The organism is Flavobacterium muglaense, from assembly GCF_014305155.1.
Lineage (GTDB): Bacteria > Bacteroidota > Bacteroidia > Flavobacteriales > Flavobacteriaceae > Flavobacterium > Flavobacterium muglaense.
On the sequence record NZ_JACRUK010000067.1, the window covers coordinates 1 to 14,106 of the forward strand.

At 35.8% G+C, this 14,106-nt stretch carries 17 protein-coding genes and 1 tRNA gene; 10 read left to right on the forward strand and 8 right to left on the reverse strand.

The window, feature by feature from the left end:
- From H8R24_RS16620 to H8R24_RS16650, 7 genes are all read right to left on the reverse strand, one after another.
- Nucleotides 1-75 (reverse strand) — tRNA-Val (locus tag H8R24_RS16620).
- A gap of 86 nt (nucleotides 76-161) precedes the next feature.
- Complete coding sequence (locus tag H8R24_RS16625) at nucleotides 162-1,382, reverse strand: bifunctional folylpolyglutamate synthase/dihydrofolate synthase (RefSeq protein ID WP_187021351.1); 1,221 nt, start codon at nucleotides 1,380-1,382, stop codon at nucleotides 162-164.
- 53 nt (nucleotides 1,383-1,435) lie between these two features.
- Complete coding sequence (locus H8R24_RS16630) at nucleotides 1,436-2,233, reverse strand: energy transducer TonB (protein WP_187021352.1); 798 nt, start codon at nucleotides 2,231-2,233, stop codon at nucleotides 1,436-1,438.
- Nucleotides 2,234-2,269: 36 nt separating this feature from the next.
- Nucleotides 2,270-2,662 carry an ExbD/TolR family protein gene (locus H8R24_RS16635; protein ID WP_187021353.1) on the reverse strand — a complete coding sequence of 131 codons (393 nt, stop codon included), beginning with the start codon at nucleotides 2,660-2,662 and terminating at the stop codon, nucleotides 2,270-2,272.
- 34 nt (nucleotides 2,663-2,696) lie between these two features.
- Nucleotides 2,697-3,401, reverse strand: coding sequence for a MotA/TolQ/ExbB proton channel family protein (locus tag H8R24_RS16640; RefSeq protein ID WP_187021354.1), 705 nt, complete (start codon nucleotides 3,399-3,401; stop codon nucleotides 2,697-2,699).
- A 192-nt stretch (nucleotides 3,402-3,593) separates the two neighbouring features.
- Complete coding sequence (locus H8R24_RS16645) at nucleotides 3,594-4,820, reverse strand: Glu/Leu/Phe/Val dehydrogenase dimerization domain-containing protein (protein WP_187021355.1); 1,227 nt, start codon at nucleotides 4,818-4,820, stop codon at nucleotides 3,594-3,596.
- Nucleotides 4,821-4,887: 67 nt separating this feature from the next.
- Entirely contained in the window at nucleotides 4,888-5,958 is a 1,071-nt protein-coding gene (locus H8R24_RS16650; RefSeq protein WP_187021356.1) for an anhydro-N-acetylmuramic acid kinase, read from the reverse strand.
- Nucleotides 5,959-6,047: 89 nt separating this feature from the next.
- On the opposite strand from H8R24_RS16650, the gene H8R24_RS16655 reads away from it, so the two are divergent.
- The 8 genes from H8R24_RS16655 (at nucleotide 6,048) to H8R24_RS16690 (ending at nucleotide 12,054) form a co-directional block, all read left to right on the forward strand.
- Nucleotides 6,048-7,187, forward strand: coding sequence for an acyl-CoA dehydrogenase family protein (locus tag H8R24_RS16655; protein WP_187021357.1), 1,140 nt, complete (start codon nucleotides 6,048-6,050; stop codon nucleotides 7,185-7,187).
- Nucleotides 7,188-7,316: 129 nt separating this feature from the next.
- Complete coding sequence (locus H8R24_RS16660) at nucleotides 7,317-7,994, forward strand: Crp/Fnr family transcriptional regulator (protein WP_187021359.1); 678 nt, start codon at nucleotides 7,317-7,319, stop codon at nucleotides 7,992-7,994.
- An 82-nt stretch (nucleotides 7,995-8,076) separates the two neighbouring features.
- Nucleotides 8,077-8,682: a peroxiredoxin-like family protein gene (locus H8R24_RS16665; protein WP_187021361.1), complete on the forward strand. Its 606-nt coding sequence runs from the start codon at nucleotides 8,077-8,079 to the stop codon at nucleotides 8,680-8,682.
- Nucleotides 8,683-8,814: 132 nt separating this feature from the next.
- The gene (locus H8R24_RS16670; protein WP_225876855.1) at nucleotides 8,815-9,141 is read left to right on the forward strand and encodes a DoxX family protein; all 327 of its coding nucleotides are present in this window, start codon (nucleotides 8,815-8,817) and stop codon (nucleotides 9,139-9,141) included.
- Between the two features lies 1 nt (nucleotide 9,142).
- Nucleotides 9,143-9,631, forward strand: coding sequence for a DinB family protein (locus H8R24_RS16675; protein WP_187021364.1), 489 nt, complete (start codon nucleotides 9,143-9,145; stop codon nucleotides 9,629-9,631).
- Nucleotides 9,619-10,329, forward strand: coding sequence for an NRDE family protein (locus tag H8R24_RS16680; RefSeq protein ID WP_187021366.1), 711 nt, complete (start codon nucleotides 9,619-9,621; stop codon nucleotides 10,327-10,329). Before H8R24_RS16675 ends, H8R24_RS16680 begins: the two co-directional genes overlap by 13 nt.
- Before the next feature lie 9 nt (nucleotides 10,330-10,338).
- The gene (locus H8R24_RS16685; RefSeq protein ID WP_187021368.1) at nucleotides 10,339-11,400 is read left to right on the forward strand and encodes a D-alanine--D-alanine ligase; all 1,062 of its coding nucleotides are present in this window, start codon (nucleotides 10,339-10,341) and stop codon (nucleotides 11,398-11,400) included.
- 3 nt (nucleotides 11,401-11,403) lie between these two features.
- Nucleotides 11,404-12,054, forward strand: a complete 651-nt coding sequence (locus H8R24_RS16690; protein WP_187021370.1) for a hypothetical protein — start codon at nucleotides 11,404-11,406, stop codon at nucleotides 12,052-12,054.
- 2 nt (nucleotides 12,055-12,056) lie between these two features.
- On the opposite strand, the gene H8R24_RS16695 is transcribed toward H8R24_RS16690, so the two are convergent.
- Nucleotides 12,057-12,629 (reverse strand): GNAT family acetyltransferase, encoded by a 573-nt coding sequence (locus tag H8R24_RS16695; protein WP_187021372.1) that lies wholly within the window; start codon nucleotides 12,627-12,629, stop codon nucleotides 12,057-12,059.
- A 118-nt stretch (nucleotides 12,630-12,747) separates the two neighbouring features.
- On the opposite strand from H8R24_RS16695, the gene H8R24_RS16700 reads away from it, so the two are divergent.
- Both H8R24_RS16700 and H8R24_RS16705 read left to right on the forward strand, forming a co-directional pair.
- Nucleotides 12,748-13,425: an SDR family NAD(P)-dependent oxidoreductase gene (locus tag H8R24_RS16700; RefSeq protein WP_187021374.1), complete on the forward strand. Its 678-nt coding sequence runs from the start codon at nucleotides 12,748-12,750 to the stop codon at nucleotides 13,423-13,425.
- Between the two features lie 12 nt (nucleotides 13,426-13,437).
- On the forward strand, nucleotides 13,438-14,037 hold the full coding sequence (locus H8R24_RS16705) for a SprT-like domain-containing protein (RefSeq protein ID WP_187021376.1): 600 nt from the start codon (nucleotides 13,438-13,440) through the stop codon (nucleotides 14,035-14,037).
- Nucleotides 14,038-14,106: the final 69 nt, after the last annotated feature.

Sequence of the window (14,106 nt, forward strand, 5' to 3'; positions counted from 1 at the left end):
TGGGCGATGAGGGGTTCGAACCCCCGACCCCCTCGGTGTAAACGAGGTGCTCTGAACCAGCTGAGCTAATCGCCCTAATACAATTTGTAAATTTTCATTTACTTATTGCGAGTGCAAATATAAGACTCTTTTTTAGATATACAAGCAAAAAAATAAAAAAATTATAAAATTTCTGCAACTACAAAGGTGCTGCCACCAATGTAGATCATGTCTTTGTCTGTCGCTGCTTGCAGTGCTTTTTTGTAAGCTGTTGTCACTGAATTGTATACTTGTCCTGTAAGGCCAGAAGCAGTAGCTTTGCTGTATAATTCTTCGGCCGGAAGTCCTCTTGGATTATTTGGCTTAGTAAAATAATAAATGGCGTTTTTGGGTAATAAAGGTAAAATCTGATCTAGGTTTTTGTCATTCACTACGCCAAATACAATATGTAATTGCTCAAAATTTTCTTTGGATAGTTGGTCCATTACAATGGAAAGTCCTTCTTTATTGTGTGCGGTGTCGCAAACTACCTTTGGTGAAACGCCTAATTGTTGCCATCTCCCTTGTAATCCCGTATTTTTCACCACTTGTAGCAATCCTTTTATGATGTGATCTTGTTGGATGTTAAATTCAGTTTGGTTGTTTAGTATGGCAATTGTTTGTAAAACGGTTTTTTTGTTGTGTATTTGATAGGATCCTATTAGATCGGATGGATGCGTTGTGGTAATGAGATCGGATGCAAAATAGATATCGGATTTGGTTTCAGCGGCTTTCGCCAAAAAGACCGGTTTGGTTTCTATCGTGTATTCGCCTATGATAGCTGGTAGTCCGGGTTTGATAATTCCGGCTTTTTCAAATGCTACTGCTTCTAGTGTGTTGCCCAGAAATTGCGTGTGGTCTAGGCCAATGTTTGTTATGACTGATACTAGCGGTGTAATGATGTTTGTGGCATCTAGTCGTCCGCCCATACCTACTTCGATAATAGCGATATCTACTTTTTCTTTTGAAAAATAATCAAAGGCCAGTCCAACGCTCATTTCGAAAAAACTAATGGCATTCGATTCAAAAAAAGATTTATTTACGCGAATAAAATCACAAACGAAGGTTTCTGTAATTTCCTGTCCGTTTATTTTGATGCGTTCTCTAAAGTCTTTTAGGTGTGGCGAGGTGTAAAGTCCTACTTTGTAACCTGCTTCTTGTAAAATTGAAGCTAGCATATGTGATGTGGATCCTTTTCCATTGGTTCCTGCAACATGGATGCATTTGATGTTTTTATGCGGATTTTCAAGATGTTCAATCAGCTGATGGGTATTGGTTAAATCTTTTTTATAAGCTGATGCACCTTGAGTTTGGTACATAGGGAGTTGATTGAACATCCACTCTGTAGTTTCTTGATAATTCATTGTAAGGAAAATTTAGAAAATGGAGTACAATTTTTATGTTTGCCCTTAGGCAATTACTCTCCTAGTTTGAAGTTGACAGTGATGAACCCTATTTGTGTTTCGGGTGCATTTGAGTCTGGTTGCCATCTGTATTTACGGGCTGTGGCTAGAGCAGGCTCTACAAGACAAGGGTTGGTGTTTGTTGTTCCTTTAGTATATTTTGCTGCAACAACATTTCCGTTACGATTCACTGTGATTTGAACGACTACGGTACCAAATTCGTTGCATTTTTGTACTTCTTTACCTCGTGTGCTGATGCTTCGACCGTTTAAGCCCCATCCGCTGCCGTTTCCAGTTCCGCTGCCTGAACCGTAATAGCTGTTAGCGTAGGGATCTCCGTTAAGGCTTCCTTTGTCTCCAGCGGTATTGTCATTTCCTTCTCCACCTCTTGCTTTTCCATCAGATTTTGGTCCATTGATTAAACTTGCAAGAGCGTCTGAGGTGCTTTTGGATGGTGTTGGGTTTTCTTTAGCTTTTGGTTTTACAGGCTCAGTCGCTATTTGTTTAGTAGGTTGTGCTTTTTTTACTGGTTTCATAACAGGAGCGTCTTCGACGTCTTGAGCCATTACTTCGTCATCACTGGTTGCAGCTTGTTGTGCGGCTGTAGGTTGTGGTGCTGATTGTATTGGTTCAGTAGGTTGTACATCACCTGAGCCTGTTTCAGAGGTTCCAAAGTTAATCGCGATTCCGTTTTCAGGCGGTGGATCCAGTGAAGTCAATCCTAGATAAAAAAACAAGATAAACATCAATACAAAAAGTACTGATGTAATTACAAATGATTTTTTTTCTTCTTCTGTTTCTATATATTTCATGTAGAATAGATCAATTTTTTTTGAAAGGCAAAAAAATTATTTAGGTCTAACGGCTAAAACGACTTTGATTTGGTTTCTGTTGGCGATGTCTAAAACATTTACTGCTTTTTCAATAGGTACCCCTTCTTCTGCTCTTAGGATAATCGCTTTGGATTTATCATTAGCAAATAAAGCAAGTAATTTTGCCTCCAATTCCGTTTCGGCTACGGGTTCTTTGTCAATAAAAAACTCTAATTTTTTATTGATGCTTACTGCGATGTTTTTATTACTATCGGTTTTTCCTTTTGCTTTGGGAAGTACTAGGTCTAATGCGTTAGTAGTTACCATTGTTGATGTCAGCATAAAGAATATAAGTAGTAGGAAAACAATATCTGTCATGGATGACATATTGAATTCGGCACTTACTTTATTTCGTCCTCTTAAATTCATAAGTAGATTGTTTTTGTATTGAAAGCGCTACTGTTTAAGCGGGATCGTTTAATAAATCCAAAAAGTCAACAGCATTCGCTTCCATTTGGTGTACGATTTTATCGGTTTTAACAACTAAATGGTTGTAACCAACATAAGCAATAATGCCTACAACTAGCCCCACAACTGTTGTTGTCATCGCGGTATAGATCCCTTCGGATAGGGCTCCCACTTCGATTTGTCCGCCAGAACTTGCCATTTTATGGAAAGCCTGAATCATTCCTACAACTGTTCCTAAAAATCCAGTCATAGGTCCTGCTCCTGAAATGGTAGCTAGCATACTTACATTTTTTTCTAATTTGTAAATTTCTAGTTTTCCAGCGTTTTCAATGGCAGTATTAATATCGTCTAATGGTTTTCCTATTCTTGAAATCCCCTTTTCGATTAGTCTTGCAACTGGAGATTTTGAATGGGCACACGCCATTTTAGCGTTGTCGATGCGACCGTTTCTAATATTGTCTCTTATTTGTCCCATGAAATTCACATCAATTTTTGATGCTGCATTGATGGCCATTAATCGTTCGAAGTACAAATAGAGCGCTACGAAAAACATTAGAAAAAGAGAAGTCATGATAATCTGACCGGCTAATCCTCCGCTAGTTAGTAACTCAATTATCGATAAGGTTTTTTCTACGGGAACTGCTTCGGCTAGCGTTTCGCTAGCGACAGATAAGGTATCTGCTTGTAACATTATGTTCATAAAAATTTATTTATTATGGAAACGCTAATATATTATAAAAATTGTTATTTTTTGAGATAAAAATGGTAAAGAAATATTAATTCTTTCCTTTGTCTTTGCTGCACATATTGTAAAAAGCTGTTTAGCATTTTCGGTTTAAATCGAATTTGTTAAACAGCTTTTGATTTTTTAAATACAGCTTTTATTGACTCTTTATACTAATTGTTTCAAGGCAATTTCAAATGCAGTCGCACTAATGTTTGTTTTTGAATTGTTTAAAGCGTGCGCTTTTTCAATGGCACTTTTAATAATGTCAGATGTATCTTGAAAAACAGCTTCATCCGTCATGGTTACTTTCTTTTCCATGAAATAAGCAAATACTCTTGCCATTCCGCAGTTTGAAATAAAGTCAGGAATCAAGCTTACTTTATGGTCTACATCTTCCATAATTGGTCCGAAGAAAATTTCTTTATCTGCAAAAGGGACATTGGCACCACAAGAAATAACTTCTAAACCGCTTGCAATCATGCTGTCTATTTGTGATTGAGCAACTAAACGTGAAGCTGCACAAGGCGTGAAGATTTCAGCGCCTATAGTCCATATTTTTTCATTGATTTCTTCAAAGGGAATCATGTTTTCGGCTACCAATTTGTTTCCGTCTTTGTTCAAGAATAATTCTTTTATCTCGGCAAATGTGAATCCGTTTTCATTGATTAATCCACCATCGCGATCGATAATACCAATTACTTTGGCACCCATTTCGGCCAAGTAAAAAGCTGCTGCTGATCCTACATTTCCAAAACCTTGTACAATTGCTTTCTTTCCTTTTACATCTCCACCATAAGTAGCGTAAAAATGACGAACTGCTTCGGCAACACCAAAACCAGTGATCATATCAGCAATCGTATATTTTCTAGAAACGTCTGGCGAGAACTTAGGGTTTTCAATTACTTTGATAACACCTTGTCTCAATTGTCCTATTCGGTTGATTTTATCTGCTTCTGTAGGTTTAAAGTGACCGTTGAACACTCCTTCTTGTGGGTGCCAAACACCACATTCTTCGGTCATCGGGATCACTTCGTGGATTTCGTCAACATTTAAATCTCCACCTGTTCCGTAGTAGCTTTTTAATAATGGAGAAACGGCTTTGTACCAACGTTGTAATACACCTTTTTTTCTAGGGTCATTTGGGTCAAAATTGATTCCTGATTTTGCTCCACCAATTGCAGGTCCAGAAACAGAGAATTTTACTTCCATCGTTTTGGCTAATGACAAAACTTCATTCATATCTAGTCCTTTTCTCATTCTTGTTCCACCACCAGCTGCACCACCACGTAATGAGTTGATAACTGTCCAGCCTTCAGCTTCTGTTTCGGCATCTTTCCAGTTGAATACTATTTCAGGTTCTTTATTTTCAAATTTCTTCAGTAAATCTTTCATTTTCTTGCGATATGTTTAATTTGCACAAATATAAAAAAAGAATAATGCAGATTCTGTATTTCAGGAATTATTTTGAATGGTAAATAACACCTGAACTATGATCTGATTGTGAACCTGTTACGCTAGAAAGTACGTTTATTTCGTTTCTTAGTTTTAAAACCCCCAATAAAGCAAAAATAAGTGCTTCCTTAAATTCCAATAATTTAGGGCTTGGAATTATAATTTCGACTTCTGGCGCTTGTTTTTGTATGCATTCTATCAGGAAGTTATTGTATGCTCCTCCGCCGGTAATAAACAGACTTCCTTTTTTTATGGGTAAAGCAATAACTATTTGTTGCGCTACATGTTCAGTGAAAGTGCGTAATTTGTCTTCGATCTTAACATTGTAATTTTCGATCAAAGGTAAAACAGTTTCTTTTACAAATTCAAAACCAAGGGATTTTGGAAAGCTTTGCTGGTAAAAATCGAGTTGATTTAATTGCTCTAACAATGCTGTAGTAATTTTTCCACTTCGGGCTAATTGTCCTTTGTCATCATAATCGAGTCCAAGTTGATTGGCGTAGTAATTTAAAACGGTGTTGACAGGCGAAATGTCAAAAGCGATTCGTTTGTTTTTTTGTTCGAATGAAATATTAGAAAACCCTCCTAGATTCATGCAGTAATCATAGGAAGAAAAAAGGATGCGATCGCCAATAGGAACTAACGGGGCGCCTTGACCACCAAGAGCGACATCTTGTACTCTAAAGTCGCAAACTACAGTTTGATTTATTAGTGTAGCGATCTGGGGTAAGTTGCCTATTTGTAAAGTCAAGCCATTTTGCGGTTGATGTAAAATAGTATGTCCGTGAGAGCATACGGCATCTAGTTTTTCAATATTATTTTTTTGAATAAAATCGTTAATAATACCCGCTAGCAAAGCGGTGTACTTAGTATTTAAGTTAGCTAATTCTTGAGGCGAAAAGTCAACAGCCGTTTTTAAGGTGTTTATCCATTGAGAATCATAAGGCATCGTAGCTGATTCTAGAATTTCAAAACTCCATTTGCCTTCTTTAATTGTGAAGTGAATATGTGATAAATCGACACCGTCTAGTGAAGTTCCGGACATGACTCCTATGATATTATAGTTTTCTTTAAACATTTGCTAAATTTACGAAATCGTTTGAAATCTGATAATTAATTAATTACTTTTGTGAACAAACTTAAGAACAATTAATTTACAATAAAAATATGGATTTTAACCTAACCGAAGAGCATTTAATGATTCAGCAAGCAGCTAAAGATTTTGCAAATACTGAATTATTAGGAGGAGTTATAGAAAGAGACGAACATTCAAAGTTTCCTACTGATCAAGTAAAAATGATGGCCGATCTAGGCTTCTTGGGAATGATGGTTGATCCAAAATATGGTGGGTCAGGTTTGGATAGTATTTCGTATGTTTTAGCAATTACTGAAATTGCAAAAATAGATGCATCTGCTGCAGTAATTATGTCGGTTAATAACTCTTTGGTTTGTGCTGGATTAGAAAAATACTGCAACGAAGAGCAAAAAATGAAATATCTAGTGCCTCTGGCTAAAGGAGATGTGATTGGGGCATTTTGTTTGTCTGAGCCAGAAGCAGGTTCTGATGCTACTTCTCAAAAAACAACCGCAATTGACAAAGGGGATCATTATTTATTAAACGGAACTAAAAACTGGATTACAAACGGTTCATCGGCTTCTACTTATATCGTAATTGCACAAACAGATGTTGAAAAGGGACATAAAGGAATCAATGCCTTTATTGTTGAAAAAGGATGGGCTGGATTTGATATTGGTCCAAAAGAAAAGAAAATGGGAATTCGTGGTTCTGATACACACTCTTTAATGTTTAGTGATGTAAAAGTGCCAAAAGAAAATAGAATTGGTGAAGACGGTTTCGGATTTGCATTTGCAATGGCGGTATTAAACGGTGGTCGTATTGGTATTGCTTCTCAAGCTTTGGGAATAGCAACTGGTGCTTATGATCTAGCATTGAAATATTCGCAAGAGCGTAAAGCATTTGGTAAAGAAATTTTTAAACACCAAGCAATTGCATTCAAATTAGCCGATATGGCAACTCAAATAATGGCAGCTAAATTATTAGTACTTAAAGCAGCCTCAGAAAAAGATGAAGGTAAAGATATTTCACAATCTGGAGCTATGGCTAAGTTGTATGCTTCACAAGTAGCAATGGATACGACTATTGAAGCGGTTCAAATTCATGGTGGAAACGGATATGTGTCTGAATATCACGTGGAGCGTATGATGCGTGATGCTAAAATTACACAGATATATGAAGGTACTTCAGAAATTCAACGTATTGTAATATCACGAACTTTAGTTTCTTAATCAGATTTAGTTCGTTTTTTTAAAGCCATTAAGGGTAAAGAATTCCGGTGTAAATCGGCGGAATTCCTTATTTTTAATGGTTTTTTTAATTTCAAAAAAAGACTACATTTACGGCAAAGATTCTTTTTTATGTACGATGATTTAAAATATTGGTACCTGCGCGATCATAAATTATTTAAAACCTTAAGTTTTGGTGATATTAAACAATTGTGCATTATTACCGGTTTTAAAAAAGCAAAAAAAGGCGAAATTATTTATTTTAGTGCATCGGATGTGCCTCGGATTTTTCTACTTAAAAAAGGAAATATTAAAATTGTTGCCGTTGATGAAGATGGAAATGAAAGTATAAAAGACATCATTCAAAAAGGAGATTTGTTTGGTGAGCTTGGTTTAGAATCAGATAACGAGTCTAATGAATACGCAAAGGTTTTGTCTGATGATGTTGCGATTTGTAGTTTTTTACTTTCTGATTTTGAGGATTTACTGCTGCGCAATCCCAATCTTGCTTTGTCCTACACTAAATTTGTAGGTTTGAAAATGAAGCGCATTAAAAACAGTTACTCTAACTTAATTTCAAAAGATGCTAAAACCCGACTGAGCTTGTTCTTAAAAGATTGGGCCGAAAGGGAAGGGGTTGCAAGCGGTTCTACAATTGTAATTGAAAACTATTTGACGCAAAATGATATTGCTCAAATTATTTGTACTTCTCGACAAACTGCAACCCAATTACTGAATGAGATGGAAAGCAACGGCTTAATATCTTACAATAGAAAAGAAATTATACTAAAGGATATTTATAAGTTTTAGTTATTTTGTTGGGTTTTGCAAGCTAGCGGACAAATAGCTAAGCAATTGTAGCCTAGTTTTGTATTAATAAAAATTATATACTATGAAAAATATATGCACTATTGTGTTCGTCTTACTTGCTTCATTTGTAAATGCGCAACAATTATTACCCAAAACAGCAACGGATGTTTCTCCCTTATTAATTGGTGAATCAATCCCTGCAATTACTTTGAAAACAATTGACAATCAAGATGTAGCTTTAAGCGATTTGTTTCAAAAGAAAAGAACGGTATTGGTTTTTTACCGTGGCGGATGGTGTCCCTATTGTAATTTGCATTTAGCGGCATTGGCGGAAGCCGAAGCTTCGTTACTGGATCTTGGGTATCAAATTATAGCAATAAGTCCCGACAGTCCATCTAACTTAAAAGCAACTGAAGATAAAGTAAATTATACTTTGTTATCTGATGGAAACGGAGCGCTTGCCAAAGCAATGGGAATCGCGTTTCAGGCTCCAGAAAAGTACCAATCGATGCTTTCTAAAAGTTCTAACGGTTTGAATACTGATTTTTTACCAGTGCCTTCGGTTTTTATTGTAAATAATAAGGGAGATATTGAGTTTGAATTTATTAGCCCAGATTATAAACATAGAATTTCTAATGATTTATTAGTAGCGGCTGCTAAGTCATTAAAAAACGAAACAATAAAATGATTAATTAGTTGTTAGTTATCTATTCGTGAAGCAGATTAATTGGTATTTAAATATTTGAAATTTAGGATGATAAAATCCCCGAAATTTAGTTGGTTCTTACGGATATTAGTTGCGTTAATCTTGCTTCAAACTTTGTTTTTTAAATTTTCTGGAGCCGTCGAAAGTGTTTTCATTTTTAGAACTTTGGGAGTTGAACCCTACGGAAGAATAGGTGCTGGGATTGTCGAGTTGATAGCGGTAGTTTTAATTATCGTTCCTCAAACAAAGACTATCGGTGCATTTTTAGGATTCGGTTTGATGGTCGCTGCGATTGGCGCTCATGTATTGTTTTTGGGAATAGAATTGCAAAATGATGGTGGCTTGCTGTTTTTTATGGCAGTAATTGTTTTAATTTGTTGTGCACTTTTGCTATATATAAATAAGAGCGTAATGCGCAATGCATTACTAATTAAAAATTAATATGTTATTACCTTCTATAAATAAAAGTTTGAATGAATTGATAAGCTTGCTTAGTCAATTAACAGACTGTGAATATGCAAAACCGTGTGCTGCTTTGAGTAATTCTTCTATTGGAGAACATACGAGGCATATTGTTGAAATGTTCCAATGTCTTGAAAATAATTATGAATTGGCTCTTGTTAATTATGATGATAGACCCAGGAATGCATTAATTCAAACCGATACTGCTTTTGCTGTTTTGCAAATTCAATTGGTAAAAGAAGCATTGGATAAAGAAAATAAAGAACTAGAATTAGAACAGATAATTGACAAGGAACAACTACGAATCAAAAGTAATTATTTTAGAGAATTACTTTATAATTTAGAACATTGCATTCATCATCAAGCGCTTATTAAAGTGGCTATTCTACAAATGGAATCTATAACTATTAATGACGATTTTGGTGTGGCGCGTTCAACAATCGAATATAGAAATAAATGTGTACAGTAAGTTTTGTAAAAACTGGTCAGAAAGTAATTATTACTTCAAATCGTGATGAAGCGGTTGTTAGACCAAGTGCAATTGCACCTAAGAATTATGTGGTTAATGGCAAAAATATTATTTTCCCAAAAGACCCTAGAGCCGGAGGAACTTGGTATGCCGTAGATGATAAGGGTACAATTGTAGTCTTGCTGAATGGTGCCAATGAAAAACATATCATTGGAAATTCATATCGAAAAAGCCGAGGATTAATTGTTTTAGATGTTATAAGTGCTGACTCGCCAAGGGATTTCTGGGACGAGTTGGATTTAGATAATATAGAACCATTTACCTTAGTTTTATTTCAAAATGAAGCACTTTATCAGTTGCGTTGGGATGGTGTACAGAAAGAAACGGTGAGTTTAAGTGCTAATGAGAAGCATATTTGGTCATCGGCTACTTTGTATTCTGACATAGTTAGGCAAGAACGTGAAGGGCTTTTTAATCGTTTTCTAGAAGGAAAAGAGCAAGTTTCAGAGCTGGATATGTATCAATTTCATCGCTACGCAGATCAAGATAATCACGAAAGTGGCTTGGTTATAAACCTAAATGATGTCTTAAAAACATTGAGCATTACTCAAGCGGTGGCTGAGCAAAATAAGGTCGTATTAAAGCATTATGACTTAATTGCCAATCAAGAAGCGACCACTTCATTTATTATAGTTTAAAAAATAAAAATGCCTCAAGTCACACTACTCAGACGTTATAAATTATTGTTTCATAAAATTACCCATTGGGAATATTGGCCGTTTGAGTTGGTTTATATTCCTATTTATTTTCAATGGATTTTTTATGCTTTGAAAGCAAAATCACTTTTTTTCTTTAATGCTTCTAATCCTACTATAAAAAACGGAGGTTTTATGATGGAGTCTAAGAAAGCGATTTATGATTTAATTCCGCAAATTTATTTCCCAAAAACCGAGTTAGTTGTAGAAGGAACTACTTTCGAGCAAATCGAAAAATACATTTCAGATGCGGGTATTCGTTATCCATTGATTGCAAAACCTGATATCGGTTTGCGTGGTTCGGGTGTTAAGAAAATTGAGAACAGTACAGAGTTGCAACACTATGCCTCAAAGGCTAATTTTGATTTTTTAGTACAGGATTTAATTCCGTTTGCACACGAAGTAGGTGTTTTCTATGTACGATACCCGCATGAAAAAGTGGGCAGAATTACGGGCATAGTTGCTAAAGAATTTTTGATTATCACAGGTAATGGTGTGGCTACAATCGAAGAATTAATAAAGGAAAACCCGCGTTATGAGTTGCAATTAAACGTTTTGGAACAAGAGTACGGGGATCGTTTACAAGATATTCCTGCTTTGAGTGAAAAAATTAATTTGGTGCCTTACGGGAATCATGCTCGCGGTGCAAAATTCATCGATAGGAGCGATTGGATTTCGCCAAAATTAGAAAAAGTAATCAATGAAATGTGTGTGCAAATCCCAGGTTTTTATTTCGGGAGACTGGATATAATGTACAATACGATAGCCGAGTTTGAAGAGGGTAAAAACTTTTCGATTGTAGAGCTAAATGGCGCTGCCAGTGAGCCTACTCATATTTACGACCCCAAACATTCCTTGTTTTTTGCTTGGAAAGAATTGGCACGACACATTAAATACATGTACGAGATTAGTGTTGCGAATCATAAAAGCGGATCACCTTATTTAACACACAACGAAGGAATGAAAGAATATAGAATGCATCTTGTACAAAGCAATAAAATTGTCAATTTTTAGACCATGAAAGCACTGAAGAATAGTTTGATGGGATTTGTAGTGAGCTTTCTAGGCTCGATTCCATTAGGTTATTTAAATTTTATTGGTTTCGAAATGTACACGCAATTTGGTGTTTATAATTTGATTTGGTATTTACTAGGAGTTATTGCGGTGGAAGGTTTGGTGGTTTATTTCACTTTGATTTTTGCCAATAGCTTAGTGAATAATAAGAAGTTGATGAAGATAATTGATGTTTTTGGGTTCTTCTTTTTGTTGTTGTTAGCCTATTCTTTCTACTCACAGTCCAACCAAACGGTTGGTGATCAGCATTATTTAGATCCATATATTAAATATTCTCCTTTTGTGATTGGTGTACTTTTAAGTAGTGTCAATTTTTTGCAACTGCCTTTTTGGACGGGTTGGAATTTGTATTTAATTAATGGGAAATACATTGATATTCAAGGAACACGAAAGTATTATTATGTGGCGGGAACTTTGGCAGGAACTTTTGGAGGAATGGCTGTACTAGTATACGTTTTATACACATTGGCTTTGAATGCTTCTGGATTTTCGAGCTACTTATTACCTGTTGTTATTCCGATACTGTTTTTGGGCTTGGCGCTTTTTCAAGCTTTTAAAGTCTATAAAAAGTATGTTCAAAAGTCTAAAACGTAGTTTTATTCAACCGCATTTTTCATATCGTACGCTAGTACGTGATAGTCGTTGTTGTTGAATTGGAAATCGCTGATAATTGTCCAGTTTAGCTTTTTTGTATGCGCTTTTAATGATGGAATGTTTTTTTTATTGATAAACGTTAGAGCTAAAGGGTATTTTGCAACTGTGTTTTCTCGCATGAGTTCAAACAAAGGACGAATAATTCCTTTTCCTCTGTAACCTGTATGAATGCAAATAGGACCGTATTGAAAACTATTAATGGTGGTGATTGTCTTGAAGTGCTCAAAAGACAACTGTGGGAATAAGGTACACATATATTCAAATATGGGCCATTGATTAAAAAAAGTCCAGCTTTCGGCAAAGATGTAAGCGATCACCGTTTGGTTGTCTTTGGCTAGAAATAAGCCATTGTTCGTGATTACATCGGTGAGCTGTGCTACTGTAAAACGGGTTGTGACAAAACCAGCTTGTTTTTCAATGTCACTTAGGTTGGTGACTAAGTATAATTCTTGTAACGCTAAGACGCCTGTTATATCAGATAGGCTTGCTGGTTCGAATGTGATGTTTCCTGTCATTTTACAGATTATTTTTCGAAACAAAAATAAAACTAAATTCGGCTTTTTGTTGCGGCCAACTAAAAATATATGGCTGTTTATGAGCTGTATTTTTAAAGGTTTTGTTTATTTTTGCTTTATGAAAAATATTATTGTTACAGGTACAAGTAGAGGAATAGGGTATGAGCTAGCATTGTTATTTGCAAATGCAGGTCATCAAGTATTAGCATTGTCAAGAAAAACGCCAGCAGCTCTTATGGAGCATAAAAATATAAGTTGTCTATCGGTGGATTTGTCTAATGAAGCAGACTTAGATAGTGTCACCGATTTTCTAGCAAGTTCATGGAAAATCGTGGATGCTGTAGTGCATAATGCTGGAAGTTTATTATTAAAGCCTTTTGCAGAAACGACTCAAGAAGATTTTGAATCTGTTTACAAAGTGAATGTTTTTGGCGTGGCTAATTTAACTCGTGTTTGTTTACCATATCTTCAAAAAGGGAGTCATGTGGTAACGATAAGTTCTATGGGCGGAATTCAAGGAAGCTTGAAGTTCGCAGGACTTGCGGCATATAGTTCAAGTAAAGGTGCGGTTATTACATTATCTGAATTGTTAGCAGAAGAATACAAAGAAAGAGGGATCTCATTCAATGTTTTAGCGCTGGGTTCTGTACAAACAGAGATGTTACAAGAAGCTTTTCCTGGTTATCAAGCGCCCATATCAGCGGGTGGAATGGCAACCTATATCTTTGACTTTACATTAACAGGGAATAAATATTACAACGGAAAGGTACTTCAAGTTTCTTCGACAAATCCATAAATTACAGTTATTTTGATCGATACTCTCGCACGATATATCCCTGAACATGCTGTAAAACCAGTTTTTGAATTGATAGTTACCCATCATGTGCATCTTAAGATTGTCAATGAGCGGCAAACGCGTCATGGTGATTACAGGAAAGGACTGAGTGGTAAGCACGAAATCACGGTTAATTCGAGTTTGAATAAGTATAAGTTTCTAATTACGCTTATTCATGAAATAGGGCATTTAGTGGCTTTTGAAAAGTTTGGTCGGCGTATAAAACCCCACGGTCAAGAATGGAAATATTCCTTTCAGCAATTGATGGTGCCTTTTATTCGACCTGAGATTTTTCCGAATCATTTGTTGCCTTTGTTGGCAAGGCATTTTAGAAACCCTACCGCTAGTAGTGATACTGATGCTCAATTGTCACTAGCCTTAAAGCAATTCGATAAGCAAAATGATATGAATTATGTTTTTGAACTTCCTTATGGAAGCGTGTTTCGAATTCAAAACGGGAAGATTTTTAAAAAAATAGCGATTCGGACAAAACGCTTTGAGTGTTTGGAAATTAGTTCGGGTAAAATGTATCTTTTTAATCCAAATGCTGAGGTAGAATTACTGCCTAATTAGGGCTTGCTGAAAAATTGCAAATCCAATAAAACAGAGGTATTTAGAGCTACTTTTTCTTGTTTAAATGCA

Bases quoted from the DNA above. Each gene is read 5' to 3' on its own strand.
- H8R24_RS16625 (WP_187021351.1), bottom strand. From the start codon at position 1,382: ATGAATTATCAAGAAACTACAGAGTGGATGTTCAATCAACTCCCTATG.
- H8R24_RS16630 (WP_187021352.1), bottom strand. From the start codon at position 2,233: ATGAAATATATAGAAACAGAAGAAGAAAAAAAATCATTTGTAATTACA.
- H8R24_RS16635 (WP_187021353.1), bottom strand. From the start codon at position 2,662: ATGAATTTAAGAGGACGAAATAAAGTAAGTGCCGAATTCAATATGTCA.
- H8R24_RS16640 (WP_187021354.1), bottom strand. From the start codon at position 3,401: ATGAACATAATGTTACAAGCAGATACCTTATCTGTCGCTAGCGAAACG.
- H8R24_RS16645 (WP_187021355.1), bottom strand. From the start codon at position 4,820: ATGAAAGATTTACTGAAGAAATTTGAAAATAAAGAACCTGAAATAGTA.
- H8R24_RS16650 (WP_187021356.1), bottom strand. From the start codon at position 5,958: ATGTTTAAAGAAAACTATAATATCATAGGAGTCATGTCCGGAACTTCA.
- H8R24_RS16655 (WP_187021357.1), top strand. From the start codon at position 6,048: ATGGATTTTAACCTAACCGAAGAGCATTTAATGATTCAGCAAGCAGCT.
- H8R24_RS16660 (WP_187021359.1), top strand. From the start codon at position 7,317: ATGTACGATGATTTAAAATATTGGTACCTGCGCGATCATAAATTATTT.
- H8R24_RS16665 (WP_187021361.1), top strand. From the start codon at position 8,077: ATGAAAAATATATGCACTATTGTGTTCGTCTTACTTGCTTCATTTGTA.
- H8R24_RS16675 (WP_187021364.1), top strand. From the start codon at position 9,143: ATGTTATTACCTTCTATAAATAAAAGTTTGAATGAATTGATAAGCTTG.
- H8R24_RS16680 (WP_187021366.1), top strand. From the start codon at position 9,619: ATGTGTACAGTAAGTTTTGTAAAAACTGGTCAGAAAGTAATTATTACT.
- H8R24_RS16685 (WP_187021368.1), top strand. From the start codon at position 10,339: ATGCCTCAAGTCACACTACTCAGACGTTATAAATTATTGTTTCATAAA.
- H8R24_RS16690 (WP_187021370.1), top strand. From the start codon at position 11,404: ATGAAAGCACTGAAGAATAGTTTGATGGGATTTGTAGTGAGCTTTCTA.
- H8R24_RS16695 (WP_187021372.1), bottom strand. From the start codon at position 12,629: ATGACAGGAAACATCACATTCGAACCAGCAAGCCTATCTGATATAACA.
- H8R24_RS16700 (WP_187021374.1), top strand. From the start codon at position 12,748: ATGAAAAATATTATTGTTACAGGTACAAGTAGAGGAATAGGGTATGAG.